The organism is Micromonospora sp. WMMD1082 (genome assembly GCF_029626175.1).
In the GTDB taxonomy this organism is placed as follows: Bacteria; Actinomycetota; Actinomycetes; order Mycobacteriales; family Micromonosporaceae; genus Micromonospora.
On sequence record NZ_JARUBM010000002.1, the window covers coordinates 5,570,840 to 5,586,914 of the forward strand.

Sequence of the window (16,075 nt, forward strand, 5' to 3'; positions counted from 1 at the left end):
GCCACCTCAGCCGGCGATCGCCGCGCGGGCCTGCGCGAGGGTCATCGGCGGGCTGTGGCTGGAGACGTACCAGCCGATGTCGTCGGCCAGCAGCCGCCCGACCAGTGCCAGGTCCGGCTCGTCGTCGGGCGCGCGCAGGTGCAGCGGCGGTGGATACCAGCTGTCGCCGAGCAGCATGACCCCGGAGTCGGGCACCACGACCACGGTGGAGTCCGGCGCGTGCCGGCCGCCGACGTGGCGTACCAGCACGCCGGTCGGCAACGCCACCTCGTCGGTGAAGACCCGGGTCGGCGGCAGCACCGTCAGCTCGTCCCAGGAGTCGACGGCGAGCGCGCGGGCCCGAAAGCTCGGCCCGAGCCGGCGGTCGCGCAGCACCTCCTCGCGCAGGTAGCGGGTGCTCCACGGGCGGGATGCCTCGGCGCGCAGCAGCTCCGCACCGGTGACATGACCCACGATCTCCACGTCGGGCCAGGCGCAGGCACCCCAGACATGGTCCCAGTGGTGGTGGGTGTAGACCAGCCAGCGGGGTGCCGGCAGGCCGGCGGCGTGCAACGCGGACCGGATCTCGCGGGCGTGCGTCGGACTCTGCCCGGCGTCGACCAGGACGCTGCCCCGCTCGTCGGCGATCACGGCCACGCCGGCCTGCACCAGCTCCGGCTCCGGGTCGCCGGGGCAGAGCCACACCCGCCCGGCGAGGTGGTGGAACTCGACCACGCCGCCCCCTCCGCCCGCCCTGTCGACTGACTGCGGCAGCCTACGCCTAGCGCACGGCGACGACCGCGGCGTCGGCGCCGCCGCGCCACAGCGTGCCGACCTCGCGGAAGCCGGCGTCGGTGAGGGCGTCGAGGTGCCAGGAGACCGGGGGCGTCCACTCCGGGCTGTGGCCCGAGGGGTAGATGACCTGGCGTTGCTCCACGAGTGGACGCAGCACCGGGTCCTGCGCCGCCTGGTCCCACCACTGTGACCAGGAGGGCACGGCGCCGGCGGCGTACCGGGCCGTTCGGCGTTCCTCGGCGCGGGCGAGCAGGCGCTTGGTCAGCTCGGGCAGGGCGTCGTCGGGCATGTGATCGGCGTTGACCAGCAGGCCACCCGGCCGGAGCAGATCACGGATCTCGGCGTAGAGGGTGGCCAGCCGGTCGGCGGGCAACCAGTGCAGCGCGGTGGCGGTGAGGACGGCGTCGTAGCGCCGGTGCGGCAGGGCGGCGGGCCAGTCCGGCTTGCCGAGGTCGGCGGAGACGATGGCGGCCCGGTCACCGAGCGAGGCGGTGGCGAGGGCGAGCAGGGCCGGGTCCAGGTCGACCAGGGTCACCTCGGCGTCGGGAAAGCGGCGCAGGGCGCGCAGCGAGATGGTGCCGGTGCCACCGGCCAGGTCGAGCAGGCGGGGCGGCGCGGTGTCGCGGATGGCGTCGACGGCGTCGAGCATGGTGGTGAACCGGTGTTCCCGGTCCGGCAGGTACGCCTCCTGCTGCCGGTCCCAGCTCTCCTGCCAGGCGTCGGCGTCGGCGATGTAAGGAGTCATGTCGACCAAGCTAGTTACCGGACGGCGCACTGTCCAGAGTTGTTGCCAATCTTTTGCAAGTACGAGAAGATGGCAGGGCGATGATCGGGCCGGGTCGGACCGGGATGCCGGTCCGACCCGGCTGGCGCGCGGTGACATGATGTCCGTCCGCCGGGCGGGCAGGCCACCCGGCCGAGACGGATCCGGGAGCACCGTGGAGCCGCAGCGCACCGCCGCGCACGAGATGTTCGACGCCGACGTCGCGTCCAACCGGCTCGGCATCGAGCTGGTCAGCGCCGCCGACGGCGCCGCGGTGGCCCGGATGCGGATCACCGAAGACATGGTCAACGGTCACCGCATCGCCCACGGCGGCTTCGTGTTCCTGCTGGCCGACACCGCCTTCGCGCTGGCCTGCAACAGCCACGGCCCGGCCACCGTCGCCGCCGGTGCCGACATCGCCTTCGTCCGCCCGGCCCGGCAGGGGGACCTGCTGGTCGCCCGGGCCACCGAGCGCACCCGGTACGGCCGCAGCGGCATCTACGACGTCACGGTGAGCCGCGCGGGCGGGGAGGTGGTCGCGGAGTTCCGTGGACAGAGCCGGGTGCTGCGGCCGGACCCCGCCCCCGGCGTCGGCGATCCGGGGGCGGGGTCCGGCGCACCGGCCGGCGAGCACGGCTGAGCGTGACCGGGCGGATCCCGCGCGCCCGATCGGACATGTCGGAGACATCGGGCACGATGTCCGGATGGCACATGTCGCGCTCTTCCACCCCGTGTACGGGCGGCGGCCCGCCGTGCTGGACGCCGCCGACCGGCTGCGCGCCGCCGGGCACCAGGTGCACGCCCCCGACCTGTACGGGGTGCCCGCCGTCGACTCCGTCGAGGAGGGGTTTGCCCTGCTGAGCCGCATCGGCCAGCAGACCGTCCTCGACCGGGCCCGCGCGTCGCTCGACGAGCTGCCGCCCGACACCGTGCTCGCCGGGCTCTCGATGGGCGCCGGGGTGGCCGGCGCGCTGCTGGCCGAACGCCCCGACACCGCCGGCCTGCTGCTGTTGCACGGCACCGGTGGTGCCCCCGCCGCGGTCCGGCCCGGCCTGCGGATCCACCTGCACCTGGCCGATCCGGACGCGTACGACCCGCCCGACGAGGTCGACCAGTGGCAGCGGGAGATGACCGTGGCCGGTGCGGATCTCGTGGTGCACCGCTACCCCGGGGTGGGGCACCTCTTCACCGACCCGACCCTGGCCGACCACGACCCGGCCGCGGCCCAGCTGACCTGGAGTCGGGTGCTGGCCTTCCTGGCCTGACGACGATCCGACGGGGGCCCGGACCGGGCGGCCGGGGAGAGCCCGGGTCGCCGGCGTCCCGGCGGTGGCGTCGGGGGTCCGGACCGGGCCGCCCGGTGCCGTCCGGATCGCCGACGCGCGGGCGCCGGCCCGCCGGGCGAGGTCGGCGCGCACGGCCCGGGGCAGCCGGGCGCAGGCGATCTGCCGGACCACCGGGTCGGCGACGTCGTAGCCGCCGGCCGGCAGCGGCACGAGCAGGCCGGAGCCGGCCAGGGCGGCCTGTTCCACCGCCGCCTGCGCGGCGGGCCAGCCGAGGACGCCGGCCAGTTCCCCCAGCGTGCAGCCCGGCGCGAGGGCGGCGGCGGCCATCAGGACCGCCCGCCGCCTACCGTCGAGGCGGTCCAGCCGTGCCTCGACGACCCGACGGACGCTCTCCGGGACGGGCAGCCGCGCCGGGTCGCCGCCGGTGAGTGAGCGCACGTACGCCACCGCGTGCCCAGGGTTGCCGCCGACCAGGGGGATCAGCCGCACCGCCAGCCCGACGGGCTGACCGGCGCGGTGCAGCAGGCGACGCAGCAGCCGGCCGGTGGTCACCGAGTCGAGCGGACGCAACCGCAGCTGGGTCGCCGGCCGGGTGGCATCGCCGGTGTCCTGGGCGCCGGTCCCGACCAGCAGCAGGGGTAGGCCGCCCGCGTCGGCCAGGTCGAGCAGGGTGTCCAGGTGGCGCCGCAGCGCCGGCGCGGCACGGTCGAGGTCGTCCACGGCCACCACCACCGGCTGCCGCCGGGCCAGGCTGAGCAGCACCGTCCGCCAGTGCGCCATCGCCCGGGCACCCGCCGTGGCATCGGCCGCGCCGAGCAGGTCGTCCACCGCGTCCAGCGCCGGCCCCAGCCGATCGGCCGGCACCAGCGCGTGCAGGGCGGCGGCCAGCTGGCGGCGTACCGTCTCGGGGTCGTCGGTGGCGCGTGCCTGGGCGAGCCCGCGGACCACGTCCGCGACGGGCTCCAGCGGCCCGTCGGGGCAGGGCGGGCACGCCGCGAGGCACCACCGCACCGGGACACCGTCCACCGTGGGCGTGGTCCGGGCCAGTTCCCGCAGCAACCGGCTGCGTCCGCTGCCGGCCGGGCCGAGCAGCAGCAGGCGCCGGTCGCCGCGGCCGCGTACCGCCTGGGCGACACGTTCCCGGGCGGTGGCCAGCTCCCGGCGGCGCCCGAGCAGCGGGCCGTCGTGGTGCGACGGTCGGGGCCGCAGGGTGCCGGTGACGTGCCAGACGTCGACCGGCAGCGCCTTGCCGGCCAGCGCCACCGCCGGTACCGGGCGCTGCGCGACCAGCCCGGTGACCGCGCGGTGAGTGGTCGCGCAGACCGCCAGCCCGCCGGGCGGGGCGTGCTCCTGCAGGCGGGCGGCGAGTGTGATGACCGCGCCGCTGGCCACGCCGTGCCCGCCCTGGTGGCGGACCGAGAGGTCGACCACCGCCTCGCCGGTGGCCACCCCGACCCGCACCTGTAGACCGGGCGCCGGCGGGTGGCGGTCGAGGGCGCGCTGGATCTCCAGACCGGCCCGCACCGCCCGGTACGCCTCCCACCCGTCACCGCGGCGCGCGCCGAACAGGGCCATCACGGCATCGCCGACGTACTTCTCCACCGCACCGTCCCACCGCCGCAGCACCCGGGCGACCGTGCCGAAGTAGGCCCGTTGCAGGGCGCGGACGTCCTCCGGGTCGAGCCGTTCGACCAGCCGGGTCGAGCCGACGATGTCGACGAAGAGGACGGTCACGGTCCGCCGCTCCTCCGGCACCGGCCAGCGCACCTGCCCGTGAGCAGCGACAACAGACATGGGCATGGAGATCGCACCTGCCTCTCCCCCCGTGCTCGCTGACGATGTCCGGAGCCTGTCACCGCCGGTCTGACGGCGGATCTGCAGAACGACGTATGTCGGCCGGACGCAACCTTTGGTCGCAATGTCGACGCGATGAGTAGGACAGACGCCCTGCGGCGGTAGAACGGGAACCGACCCTGTGACTAGGCTGCGAGCCATGGCCAGCGACGTGGACAGCACACCGCTCGTCGGTCGGGCCGACCTGGTGGCGACGGTGCGCGCCGCGCTGCTCGACGACGTGGCGCCGGGTAACACGGCGGCGGTGTTCCTGACCGGCGAGAGCGGGGTGGGCAAGACCCGGCTGCTGCGCGAGGTGGGGGAGCGACTGAGCGACGGGGGTGCCCTGGTGCTCACCGGCTCCTGTCTGGACATTGGCGATGCCTCGCCGCTGCACCCGCTGCGGCAGGCGCTGCGTCGCCTCGACGCCGACCTGGCCGCACCGACCGCCGCGTCGGTCCGCGCGCTACTCGGCGTGTTCGCCGAGGATCGGGCCGGCCCGGACGGCGCGGGTGCGCTGCTGGAGCGGGTCTCCCGTGGGCTGAGCGTGATCGCCGGAGGGCGCCCGGTGGTGCTGGTGCTGGACGACCTGCAGTGGGTCGACCGGACGACTCGCCAGCTGCTGCTCTACCTGCTCGCCGGCCTCGGCGACCTACAGTTGTCGGTGCTGGCGGCGGTGCGGTCGGAGTCCCTGCAGGGGGCGCATCCGCTGCGCCGGGTGCTCACCGAGCTGCGTCGCCTTCGCTCGGTGCGGGTGCTCGACCTGGCTCCGCTCGACCGGGCCGGCACCGAGGAACTCGCCGCGGCGCTGGTGCGCCGCCCGCTCGCCGCCGAGGCGGCCGAGCAGCTGTGGCGGCGCAGCGGGGGCAACCCCTTCGTGGTCGAGGAACTCTCCCGGGATCTGCGCGACGGGCGCGACGGGCTCTCCGACACCCTGCGCGAGGTCTTCCTGTCCCGGGTCGACGACCTGCCCCAGCCCGCCCACCGGGCCGTGCACGCGGTCGCCGCCGGGGTGGAACCGGTCGAGCACTGGCTGCTCGCCCGGGTGGTCGCGCTGCCGGAGCACGAGCTGCTCGACGCCGTGAAGGCGGCGGTCTCCCACCGGCTGCTGGTCAGTTCCCACGACGGCTACCGGCTGCGCCACCGGCTCGTCGCCGAGGTGCTGGAGGGCGAGCTGCTGCCCGCCGAGTGGGCGGTGCTGCACCGTCGCTACGCCGAGGCGCTGACCTCGGCACCCGAGGAGCTGCACCAGGCCCGGTTGGCCCATCACTGGCGGCTGGCCGGCGAGCCGGAGCGGGCGCTGCCGGCGGCGGTGGCCGCCGCCGAGGAGGCGGAGCGGCTGTACGGCTACGCCGAGGCGCACCGGCACTGGTCGGTGGCGGTGGAGCTGGCCGGCGGGCTGGCCGGCGCCGACCGGGCGGCCCTGCTGGGCCACGCCGCCGAGGCCGCCCACCACTGTGGGGAGTACGCCCGCGCGCTGGCCCTGCTGGAGGAGCTGGCCAACGCCGACACCGACCTTCCGGCCTGCGAGCTGCACATCCGCCGGGCCCGCTACCTGGCCGCCGCCGGCCGTTCGGCGCTGGCCGAGGTGGAGTACCAGCAGGCCCTCGACGTCGCCGACTGCACCCCGAGGCAGCGGACCACCGCCGCCGCCCGGCTGGCGGAGCTGCTGCTGCAACTCGGCCGGTACGCCGAGGCGGGCCAGCGGGCGCGGGAGGCGCTGGCCCTGGCCGAGCAGGTGGACGGCGCGATCACGGAGGTGGTCCTGGCCAGTGCGGCGCTGGGCTTCTCCGAGGCGTACCGCCAGGATCCGGACGCGGGCCTGGCGGTGCTGCGGCGGGCGTTGGCCACCGCCGAGCGCGCCGGCCGTCCGGAGGATGTAGCGCTGGCGTACCTGCACCTGGCCGAGCTGCTCACCGGGCCGCTGAACATCCTCGAAGAGGGGGTGGTGGTGGCCCGGCGGGGCGCCGAGCGGGTGGCCGAGCTGGGGCTGGGCCGTTCCTACGAGACCCGACTGCTGGCCATCGCCACCAACGGGCTGTTCCGGGTGGGGCAGTGGGCCGAGGCGGAGAAGGTCGTCGCGGCGGCGCTGCGGCACCGCCCCTCCGGCGCGGACGCGGTCGAGCTGCTGCTGGCCCGCTGCCGGCTCTCCGTCGGCTACGGCGATGCCGAGGCGGCCAACCGGGACCTGGACGCCGTGGCGACCATTCTGGCCGGTGGCGGGGCCCGGCACGTCATCCCGCTGCTCACCCTGCGTGCCGGGATGGCGATGTGGCAGGGGCGGCACGACCTGGCCCGGCACGCCGTGCAGCGGGGCCTGACCGAGACCCGCTCCGACGACCTGGTCATTCTCGCCGTGCTGGTCTGGCACGGGCTGCGGGCCGAGGCCGAGGCGCACGCCAGCCGCACGGTCGCGGTCGACGAGAACGCGGTACGCCGGTTGCGCGAGATCGCCGATCGGGTGGCCGGCCGGAGCGAGCGCGCGGCCCGGCCGGTGCGCTACGTGGTCGACGGGTACCTCGCGCTGTGCGCGGCCGAGGTGAGCCGCCTCGACGGGGCGGAACCGGAGCTGTGGGGGCGGGCGGCGGCGGAGTGGGATCACCGCAACCACCCGTATCCGGCGGCGTACTCCCGGCTGCGTCAGGCCGAGGCGCTGCTGGCGAGCCGCCGCAAGGCTGCCACGGCCGGCAAGCTGCTGCGCCGGGCGTACCAGGCGGCGCAGGCGCTCGGCGCGGTGCCGTTGACCGACGAGATCCGTACGCTCGCCGGGCGGGCCCGGGTCCAGCTGGAGGAACGTGGCCCGGGGACGGTGACGCCGGACGGGTCGGGTGCCGAGGAGCTTGCCGCGCTGACCGCCCGGGAACGCGAGGTGCTGGCCGCGGTGGCCGAGGGGCTGACCAACAGGGAGATCGGCCAGCGACTGTTCATCAGCGAGCGGACCATCGGCGTGCACGTCTCGCACATCTTCGACAAGCTCCAGGTGCGTACCCGGGTCCAGGCGAGCGCCATCTTCCTGCGTAGTCGCGCGTAGGTGTCGGATACGTAGTTCTACTGATGTCCACCGGGGGCGTCGCCTGAGAGGCTGTGCCCGGCGCCGCAACGGCATGGCGGCGCCGGCGAGCAGCCTGGAGGCAACATGAGCGACTGCGGCGAGCCGGTCTGGGGGCCGGTGCAGCGGGACATCGTCGACCTGCTCGCCGACCACCCGAGCGACGTGCCCGCCGTCGTCGACCACCTGACCAAGCTGCAGGACATGCTGGTCCGACTGCCTCCGCTGATGGAGAGCTGCCCGCTGGCCGACTTCAACAAGCTGTATCTCACCATCACCACCAGCGTGCTGGACGGGCTCTACGCCGACCGGTTCGTCGACCCGGTCTTCCTGTCCCGGCTGGACGTCGAGTTCGCCGCCCGCTACTTCGACGCGTTGCGGATGTGGAGCGACTCCAGCCCGAGCACGCCGAGGGCCTGGTCGTGCCTGTTCGAGCGGATGCGTGGCCCGGACGCCCGCCCGCTGCCCTCGGCGGCGGCCGGCGTCAACGCGCACATCAACTTCGACCTGCCGTTCGCGCTGGTCACCACGTTCGACCACCTGGAGTCCGAGCCGGTCGACGGCAGCGACCAGCACCGCGACTACCTGGAGATCAACAAGATCTTCGCCGACAAGATCCCCGGTCTGCGCCGGGGCTACCTCGAGCAGTGGCAACTGCTCATCGACATGCTCAACGGCGACATCGACGACTGGTACCAGGGCGAGTTGATCGGGTACACCCGGGATGTCGCCTGGCGCAACGCGCAGCGCATCTGGCGGTGTCGGCACGATCCGCACCAGCACGAGCGCGAGCGCAGGCGGCTCGACGACACGGCCGCTGCGCTCGGTCGGTTGCTGCTGTCGCCCCTCGGGGCGTTCCTGCAGTAGCCGGGACGGGGGGTCCCCGCGCTCCGTCCGGGGCGGGGCGCGGGGGCATCCGACCCGCCCGGGCGGCCTCGCCCGGACAAGTGACCACGGGGATCGCGGGGGAAGTGAGGGCCGGCCGGCCCGGGGGGTGTCGGCCGGCCCTCGCGCATGCCACGGACGCCGAGCCCGCATCCTTGGGCGGATGTGAAGGCGAATGGCTTACTTATTCACGTATGACGGATTTGTTCCTTCCATCGCCGTACGGTGGCCTCTGGTGGCTGGAGCGAGGTCAGCCACTCCGCGCCCGTTTCCGGTAGCGGCAGTGTTTCGCATGCACGAGAGGCAGGAACGTTGATGTCCACGTACCAAGGGAGCCGCGGGTCCAGACGACCCGTACGGCGGTCCCGGTGGTTGCTGGCCGGTGGCCTGGTGGCGGGCAGCCTGGTGGCCGGAGCGGCGGGCCTGACCGCCGTCACCGCCTCGGCCGCCGACCGTGACCCGGCGGCGCCGCACCCGGGTCAGCCCGCCGCGATGTTGCAGACCGATGTGCCCGGAATCGACGAGACGCCGCAACGCGGGGGAGCGGACCGGCAGCGCCCCGAGTGGCGGCACGACCCCGATGCCGGCCGCGACCCCGGCGACAGACCGGACGCGGCGGACGCGCCCGGCCGGTCGGCCGGTCACCACGGGCGCCCGCCCCAGCGCACGGCAGTGCCGGTGCCCTGCGACTCCGCCCGGCTCATCGCCGCGCTGGTGCGGGCGAACGCCGAGGGCGGTGCCACGCTGCGGCTGGCCGAGAAGTGCACCTACACGCTGACCGACGCCTTCCAGCAGCCCGACGAGTACGACGGCGGCATCCGCGACGCGCGGGAGGCCGCCGACGCCGCCGAGAATCCGGGCGACGCCGAGGCGCCGCCGCGCAACCCCGCCGACGACACCGCCGGCCTACCCGTCATCTACCACGGGATCACCATCGAGGGTGCCGGTGCGACCATCGTCCGGAGTGTCGACGCCGCCGATTTCCGCTTCTTCACCGTCCGCGACGGGGGCGAGCTGACCCTCAGGGACGTCACCCTGCGCAACGGGCGGTCGGCGGCGGAGGGCGGCAGCATCCACGTCGTGCACGGTGCCACCGCGGTCGTCGAGGGGGTCACCGTCGTCGGCAGCACCTCGCTGTCGGCGGAGGGCGGCGGTGGCGCCATCTTCAACGACGGCAACCTGCGGATCAGCGACAGCAGGCTGATCGGCAACCGGGCCGCCGGCGCCGAGGGCAAGGGCGGGGGCCTGCTCAACGGCGGCGTGATGACCATGCACCGCACCGAGTTCCGGCACAACAGCGCGGTCAGCTACGGCGGCGGCCTGGCCAACTTCCGGGCCGCCGGGGACGTGTACTCCTCGACCTTCGTGCGGAACAACGCGGCCAAGGGCGGCGGCCTGGCCAGTTTCTCCGCCCGTACGAAGGTCTTCGACACCCTCGTGGCGCACAACAGTGCGGAGGTCGGCGGCGGCCTGGCGAACTCCGACGCGGTGCTCGTGCTGCGGCAACTGACCGTCCGGGACAACGTCGCCACCACCTCGGGTGGCGGGATCTCCACCTTCCAGGGCCTGGTGCCGCTGGACGACAGCGTGATCAGCGGCAACACCACGCGCGGTAATGGCGGCGGCATCCACGCCGAGAAGTCCAACCTGCTCGTGCGCGCCAGCGATGTCGAGGGCAACGACGCGGTCGGCAAGCGGTCCCAGGGCGCCGGACTGTTCGTGACGGCCGGCTCCACCTCGCTCTACAAGAGCCGGGTGGTCGGCAACCAGTCCACCGGGAAGGCCGGCGGGATCCAGGCCGAGCGGGCCCAGGTCAAGATCGACGACGAGAGCGTCGTCATCGAGAACAACCCCACCAACTGCGCGGGCAGCAAGGTGCCGGTGGCGCACTGCTTCCGCTGAGCGCCGCAGGTCGACGCACGGGTGCGTCCGGCCGCCGCGTCCGGTCCTGCGACCGGAACGAGCGGGCCGGGCGCACCCGTCGTCGTCGCTGACCACTCACTGGGAGGGCTGGGGCAGTTCGCAGTCGACCTTCGGGTTGGCACCGACGTAGTTGAGCGGCCCGGCGGCGATGGTCACCAGGATGGTGCCGACCTCCGCACAGTTGGCCTCCTCGTCGCTGTAATAGCCGCGCTGGCCGGCGGCGATGGCGCCGATGACGAGCCAGATCACGACGAGGACTCCGAAGATCGACGTACCACGCATGGCTTCCTCCACGGTCGGGGGTGGGTTGCAAGGTTGGGGCCTTGTACCCAACCGGGTCGGACGGCTAACGGAGGCCGATCGACCTCACGGCGGCGAGGGGGCCTCGGGCGGCCGGCCGTGGCTGCGCCGGAAGTCGGACAGCGCCACTCCGGCGAGGACCAGCATGGCGGCGACCGAGGCGCTCAGGGGCGGCAGGAACAACACCGCGGGCGCGGCGATGAGCAGGGTCAGTACGCCGCCGGGGCGCGACGGCGAGACCCGGCTGAACACCTCCCGTTCGAAGAAGGCCCGGCCGATCAGGAACAGCGCCGGCCCGCCCAGGATGATCGCCGCCCACGCCGGTGGCGTCCGCGCCGGCAGTTCCTGCAGCACCAGCTTGAAGCCGGCGGCGGTGGTGACCACCCCGGAGACCATCAGCAGATGGGTGTACGGGGCGGTGTTCCAGAAGTGGCTCGGGTTCCTGGCGGTCTGGATGGCCAGCGGCAGCAGCTCTCCGGCCTTGTGCACGTAGACCCGCCACAGCAGCAGGGTGGTGACGAAGGCCACGACCAGGGCGATGCTGTTCTCGGCATGCGAGTGGCGCTCGCTGTAGGCCATGCCCATGACCAGGATCGCGTCGCCCAGGGCGATGGTGTAGAACTGCTGGTACCGCTCGGAGAGGTGATCGGCGGTCAACCTGCGGTGGGCGGTGGGCACGGTGCCCAGCCCGGGCACCGGGTAGGCCAGCCGGAGTCCCAGGTAGTCGATGCCGAGGGCGAGCAGCCAGAGCGCCAACCGGGCGTCGTCGGAGACGAAGGCGCCGATGATCCACGGCACGGCCGACACGGCGAACCAGGAGAGAATCCGCACCGCCCGCCGCCGGATGTGCGGGTCGCTGCGCACCGTCAGCAGGAGGAACACCCCGCGTCCCAGATGGATGGCGACGTACGAGGCGGCGAAGACCAGCCCCCGGTCGCCGAACGCCTTGGGGATCGCGGTGGTCATCAGCAGCACCCCGAACATCACCGTGACGATGAGCGCCTTGATCTCGGTGCGGTCGGGGTCGTACAGGTCGGTGACCAGGGTGGTGATGGTCCAGGTCCACCACACCGCGGCCAGCAGGATCAGCGCCTGGACGGCCATGGTCCAGCTGATGTCGTCGGCCAGGTTCTGCGAGATGAGCGCCAGCGCGACGACGTAGACGAGGTCGAAGAAGAGTTCCAGGAGCGTCACCCTGGGGGGCGACGTCGGACGGCGGACAGGGACAGGTCGTGGCTGTTCCTGCTCCGGCTGGGCGAACGGCACGGATGCTCCCGGCGGCCGGCGACAGTTCGGCGTACCGACCGTAGCGTCGTGACCGCCGGTGCCGTGCCGGTATCGGCGCCGGTAACCGGAACGGGCGTACGCCGGGGCCGCCGGTGCGGATGCCCGGTGAGGGCGTCCCGCAACCGGCGGCCCCGGACGTGTCAGGCGTCCCCGTCGGCCTGGGCGGCCAGCACCTTCGCCTGCTGGGACCAGGTGACGAGGCTGGCGGTGGCGCGCAGCCCGGCGCCCTTGACGGTCTCCCGCAGCGCGGCCTCGTCCAGCTCGGCCAGCTGCTGGTAGGTCCGGATGCCCGCGCTGTGCAGCGCGGCGGCCATCTTCGGCCCGACGCCCTGGATGCGCCGGAAGTCGTCCGTCGCGGCCGCGGCGGACACCGGCTCGGCGGACACCGGCTCGGCCGGCGCCACGGTCTCGACAGCGGCCGGCGCGACGGGCTCGGGGGCGGCCGTCGGCCGCACCGGCGGGGTGGCGACCGCCGGGCGTGGCTCCGCGGTCGCGTCCGCGGCCGGTCCGTCGAGGACGGCGGCCGGCTCAGCGTCGACCGGGGCGGCGTCGGCCGGCGGCCCGGCGTCGACCGGGGCGACGACCGGCTCGCCGGGCTGCGGCGCCGCCACCGCGTCCACCGCCACGGGCTCGACGGTGGTGTCGGCCGGTTCGGTGACGATGGCCGGCGTCGGCTCGGCGGCGTCGCTGCTCGCGCTCGCGGGCGCGGTGGCTGCGGGCTCGACCGTCGCGGGCTCGACGGTCGCGGGTTCGGTGGCCGTCGGTTCGACGGTGGCCGGCGCGGCGCCGGTGGCGGCCGGGGTCGATTCGGTCTCCTCGGCGTTCGCGTCGCTCGCCGTCCCGGTCGTCGGCGCGGGCGGTTCACCCCGCCGGCCGCGCAGCAGCACCCAGCCCACCGCCAGACCCGCCAGCAGCGCTACGAGCAGTATCAGCCAGTTCCCGAAGGACTCGCCCACGGTAACCCTCCCTGAGGTTCACGTCCGGATCGTCGCGAGAAAAACTCGCCGGCAGCTTTGCACACGCGCGGCCGGGGCAACAGGCGGGCCAGGTAACAGTCCGTGCGGGCCGCGCGGAGGCTACGGCAGGTGTCCGGTACGGAACGGACGGTGTGGAGGGATCGGCACGGCCGCGATCCCCGGCACCGGGTGGGGACGCCGGGGCTCGCGGTGTGCCGGATCAGTCCTGTTCACCTCGGTAGGTGTAGAAGTCGTCGACGAACTTGCGCCGCAGCCGGGGCACCCGGCTGGTGACCCGGAAGTATCCCCGGGCACCGAACAGCGCGAGCCGCCCGAACACCGGCTGGTACATGCGGTCGTCGCCGTTGGTGCCGCTGCGGGCCAGGGAGTCGGCCACCCGGGCGAATCCGTACGGCACCATCGCCGCCTCGTAGTCGGCCACCGCCTGTACCAGGGTCTTCTCGCCGCCGGTGGCGAGGATCAGCTGCCGCCGCAGCAGGTTCGCGTCCCGCAGCGCCGTGTTGGCCCCCACGCCCCGGCCGGGCGTCATGGTGTGGATCGCGTCACCGAGGAGGGTGACCGTACTGCTCTTCCAGGGCGGCACCGGCTCCGAGGTGGACACCGTGATCGGCAGGGCGCTGTCCGGGTCGGCCAGGCTGAGCAGTTCCCGCAGGTGGGGGTGCCAGTTGGCGGTCAGCTCCAGGGCCACCTGGATCAGCTCCGTGCCGCGGCGCCGCATGATGTCCGGCGGGAACCGCCGGGCGGTGCTCCAGACGATCAGGTTGATGTTGTCGCGGGTGGGGTCGTGGCGCAGCCCCGGCCAGTCGGCGAGCAGCGCGGCGTCGGCGGGGGCGGTGTCCGGCTTGAGTCGACCGTCACGGTCCCACTTGAACTCCATCACGTGCAGCACGCCCATCACCCCGCCGGTGCCGAAGATCAGCGAGATGCCCCGCTGCACGCTGTCGGGCAGCAACGCCCGGGTGCGCGCGGTGAGCGGTACCCGGGTGGCGATGTTGATGGTCCCGGCGTCCCGGATGGCCGCGTGCGGCAGGTACTGGCGGCGGACGGCGGAGTGCGTGCCGTCCGCCGCCACGAGCAGGTCACCGGTGGCGGTGCCGCCGTCGGCGAAGTGGGCGGTGACCGTCCCGTCGTCGTGCTGCTCGTACCGGGTGAAGGTGCGGTCGAAGTGGACCACGTCCTCCATCCCGGTCAGCAGCACCTGGCGCAGCGTCATCCGGGCCACCGACCGTTCCGTGTCGACCGGGTGGGTGTCGGGCCGCAGCGGGAAGGACGCCGTGTAACGCATTCGCTGGCTCAGCACGTTGAAGTGTCGGGGGGATCGGGCGCAGGTGGCCAGATAGATCTCGAACAGCTCCGGCGGCAGGCAGTCGCGCAGCGCCCGGCTGCCCGTGGGACCGATGCCCACGCGGTAGCCGAGCAGCCCCTCGCCTCTGCCGCGGTGCCGTTCGTAGACGGCGACGCTGATACCCGCCCGGCGCAGCCCGTGCGCCAGGCAGAGGCCACCGGTGCCCGCGCCGATGACCAGGACGTGCGGTGGTCGGGATGCCACGGTGCCGCCCGGTCAGCCGGCGGGGCGCGGCGCGGGAACGTCCGCGCCGTCCCAGCGGTAGAAGCAGTTGGCTATCGCGTCGCGCGGCGAGCGCCAGGTCGGCAGGTACGGCGAGGTGTGCGCGGACAGCCGCTCGTTGACCTGCCGGTACAGCGGGTGGTTGCGGGCCGCCGCGAGGGCGTCCGCGCCGACGTCGTCGGTCTCCATGAGGTGTACGCACAGATCGTGCAGGCAGTACAGGGAGCGGTGGCGTAGCCCGGTCAGGCTGGGCAACTCAGTCTCGTCGGACTCGGCGAAGATCTGCGCGACGCGTCCCTCCGCGCCCGGGATGATCCTGTTGACGATCACTAGACGGCTCATCGGACCCCTCTCGACGGTGGTCCGGCCCCGACGGATGCCGGGTCGCGGACCGCGGTGAGCACACCCTGTCCCCGCCGCAGTCACCTGCCCGTCAACGGGCGGGGCGGGTGCGGTGACGCGGTCAGCGGGCCGGGAACGTGGCCCGCGTGACCAGGTGCCGGTGGGCGCCGTTCGTCGGTCGGCTCGCCCGCCGGATCGGTTCGAGGGTCTCCGCGAGCAGCGCGCTCATCGCCGGCGACGGTTCCAGCCGCAGTTCCCGCAGCAGCAGGTCACGGTAGACGTAGAAGGCGTGCACCGCCTCGAAGGCGTTGCCCTCGGCGAGGTGGATGCGGACGACCAGCCGGTGTGGTGTCTCGCGCAGCGGCTCGGCGGCCATCGCCTCCAGTGCCGCCTCCAGCGCCTCGCCGTGCCGCCCGGCGGCCAGATGCTGGCCGGCCACCTGTTCCAGCATGTGCAGCCGGAGCTGGCGCAGCCGTTCGCGGTCGGCCAGCACCCAGTCGTCGTACCAGCCGGGGAGCAGGTCGTGCCGGCCGGCGGCGAGCGCTTCCGCGGCGTCGGCCGGTGCCTGGCCGTCGCGGACCCGGCCGGCCGTGTCGACGAGCCGGTCGACGTCGACCCGGACCAGCGGGTCGAGGCGGACGGTGTCGGCGGCGGTGGTCAGCGGGCAGTAGGGGTCCTGGCGCAGCCGCCACAGCGCGGTGCGCAGCGAGGAGAGGGCCCGTTCCTCCGCGGCCTCCGGCCAGAGCAGCCCGGCGAGGTGGGCCCGGGTGGCGCCGGGGCGCAGCCCGATCAGGGCGATGACCCGTTGCAGGCCCCGGGGCACCACCACGGGGGCGTCGCCGTGCCTCAGCCGGAAGCCACCGAGCAGGTGCAGGCCCACCTCGGCGTCGCGGCGCTGGCCCGTGGTGAGGGTGGGCGGATCGGCGGTCACGGCGGCACCCCCTGCGGAACGCGTCGGTTGCGGGTCTCGGCCGGGGCCCGGCGTGGCCACCGTGACGCCACTGTCGACTCTCTGGGGCCGTCGCACGTGGTGGGTGCGGAGCCGGGTCTGACCGCCGCGAAGATTATCAATCACAGTTACTCTGAGTC

At 74.2% G+C, this 16,075-nt stretch carries 13 protein-coding genes and 1 pseudogene; 5 read left to right on the forward strand and 9 right to left on the reverse strand.

The genetic code is table 11. The features are described from left to right. Positions 1 to 6 precede the first annotated feature (6 nt). Together O7615_RS25625 and O7615_RS25630 are read right to left on the reverse strand one after the other, a co-directional pair. A complete protein-coding gene (locus tag O7615_RS25625; protein WP_278180346.1) occupies positions 7 to 714 on the reverse strand; it encodes an MBL fold metallo-hydrolase in 708 nt (235 codons plus the stop codon). Between the two features lie 46 nt (positions 715 to 760). After that, positions 761 to 1,519, reverse strand: a complete 759-nt coding sequence (locus O7615_RS25630) for a class I SAM-dependent methyltransferase (protein ID WP_278180347.1) — start codon at positions 1,517 to 1,519, stop codon at positions 761 to 763. A 223-nt stretch (positions 1,520 to 1,742) separates the two neighbouring features. Here O7615_RS25630 and paaI point away from each other — a divergent pair, with 223 nt between their 5' ends. Further along, positions 1,743 to 2,177, forward strand: coding sequence for a hydroxyphenylacetyl-CoA thioesterase PaaI (gene paaI, locus O7615_RS25635; protein WP_278182228.1), 435 nt, complete (start codon positions 1,743 to 1,745; stop codon positions 2,175 to 2,177). A gap of 64 nt (positions 2,178 to 2,241) precedes the next feature. Next, a complete protein-coding gene (locus tag O7615_RS25640) occupies positions 2,242 to 2,802 on the forward strand; it encodes a dienelactone hydrolase family protein (protein ID WP_278182230.1) in 561 nt (186 codons plus the stop codon). A gap of 651 nt (positions 2,803 to 3,453) precedes the next feature. Here O7615_RS25640 and O7615_RS25645 read toward each other — a convergent pair. Continuing rightward, positions 3,454 to 4,818: pseudogene (locus O7615_RS25645) on the reverse strand (adenylate/guanylate cyclase domain-containing protein); the annotation flags it as partial. Between O7615_RS25645 and O7615_RS25650 the strand changes: the two are divergent. The 3 genes from O7615_RS25650 (at position 4,817) to O7615_RS25660 (ending at position 10,492) form a co-directional block, all read left to right on the forward strand. Further along, a complete protein-coding gene (locus tag O7615_RS25650; protein ID WP_278180348.1) occupies positions 4,817 to 7,687 on the forward strand; it encodes a LuxR family transcriptional regulator in 2,871 nt (956 codons plus the stop codon). The pseudogene O7615_RS25645 and the gene O7615_RS25650 sit on opposite strands and share 2 nt — an antisense overlap. Before the next feature lie 105 nt (positions 7,688 to 7,792). After that, positions 7,793 to 8,572, forward strand: coding sequence for a DUF5995 family protein (locus O7615_RS25655; RefSeq protein ID WP_278180349.1), 780 nt, complete (start codon positions 7,793 to 7,795; stop codon positions 8,570 to 8,572). A gap of 333 nt (positions 8,573 to 8,905) precedes the next feature. Then, on the forward strand, positions 8,906 to 10,492 hold the full coding sequence (locus O7615_RS25660) for a hypothetical protein (RefSeq protein WP_278180350.1): 1,587 nt from the start codon (positions 8,906 to 8,908) through the stop codon (positions 10,490 to 10,492). Between the two features lie 96 nt (positions 10,493 to 10,588). On the opposite strand, the gene O7615_RS25665 is transcribed toward O7615_RS25660, so the two are convergent. The 6 genes from O7615_RS25665 to O7615_RS25690 form a co-directional block, all read right to left on the reverse strand. Then, on the reverse strand, positions 10,589 to 10,795 hold the full coding sequence (locus O7615_RS25665) for a hypothetical protein (RefSeq protein ID WP_093402652.1): 207 nt from the start codon (positions 10,793 to 10,795) through the stop codon (positions 10,589 to 10,591). Positions 10,796 to 10,879: 84 nt separating this feature from the next. Then, the gene (locus O7615_RS25670) at positions 10,880 to 12,007 is read right to left on the reverse strand and encodes a low temperature requirement protein A (protein ID WP_278180351.1); all 1,128 of its coding nucleotides are present in this window, start codon (positions 12,005 to 12,007) and stop codon (positions 10,880 to 10,882) included. Positions 12,008 to 12,240: 233 nt separating this feature from the next. Then, positions 12,241 to 13,056 carry a helix-hairpin-helix domain-containing protein gene (locus tag O7615_RS25675; protein ID WP_278180352.1) on the reverse strand — a complete coding sequence of 272 codons (816 nt, stop codon included), beginning with the start codon at positions 13,054 to 13,056 and terminating at the stop codon, positions 12,241 to 12,243. A gap of 220 nt (positions 13,057 to 13,276) precedes the next feature. Continuing rightward, on the reverse strand, positions 13,277 to 14,626 hold the full coding sequence (locus O7615_RS25680) for an NAD(P)/FAD-dependent oxidoreductase (RefSeq protein WP_278180353.1): 1,350 nt from the start codon (positions 14,624 to 14,626) through the stop codon (positions 13,277 to 13,279). 12 nt (positions 14,627 to 14,638) lie between these two features. Then, a complete protein-coding gene (locus O7615_RS25685; RefSeq protein WP_278180354.1) occupies positions 14,639 to 14,986 on the reverse strand; it encodes a TcmI family type II polyketide cyclase in 348 nt (115 codons plus the stop codon). A gap of 121 nt (positions 14,987 to 15,107) precedes the next feature. Continuing rightward, positions 15,108 to 15,917 carry a BTAD domain-containing putative transcriptional regulator gene (locus tag O7615_RS25690; RefSeq protein ID WP_278180355.1) on the reverse strand — a complete coding sequence of 270 codons (810 nt, stop codon included), beginning with the start codon at positions 15,915 to 15,917 and terminating at the stop codon, positions 15,108 to 15,110. Between the last annotated feature and the right edge of the window lie 158 nt (positions 15,918 to 16,075).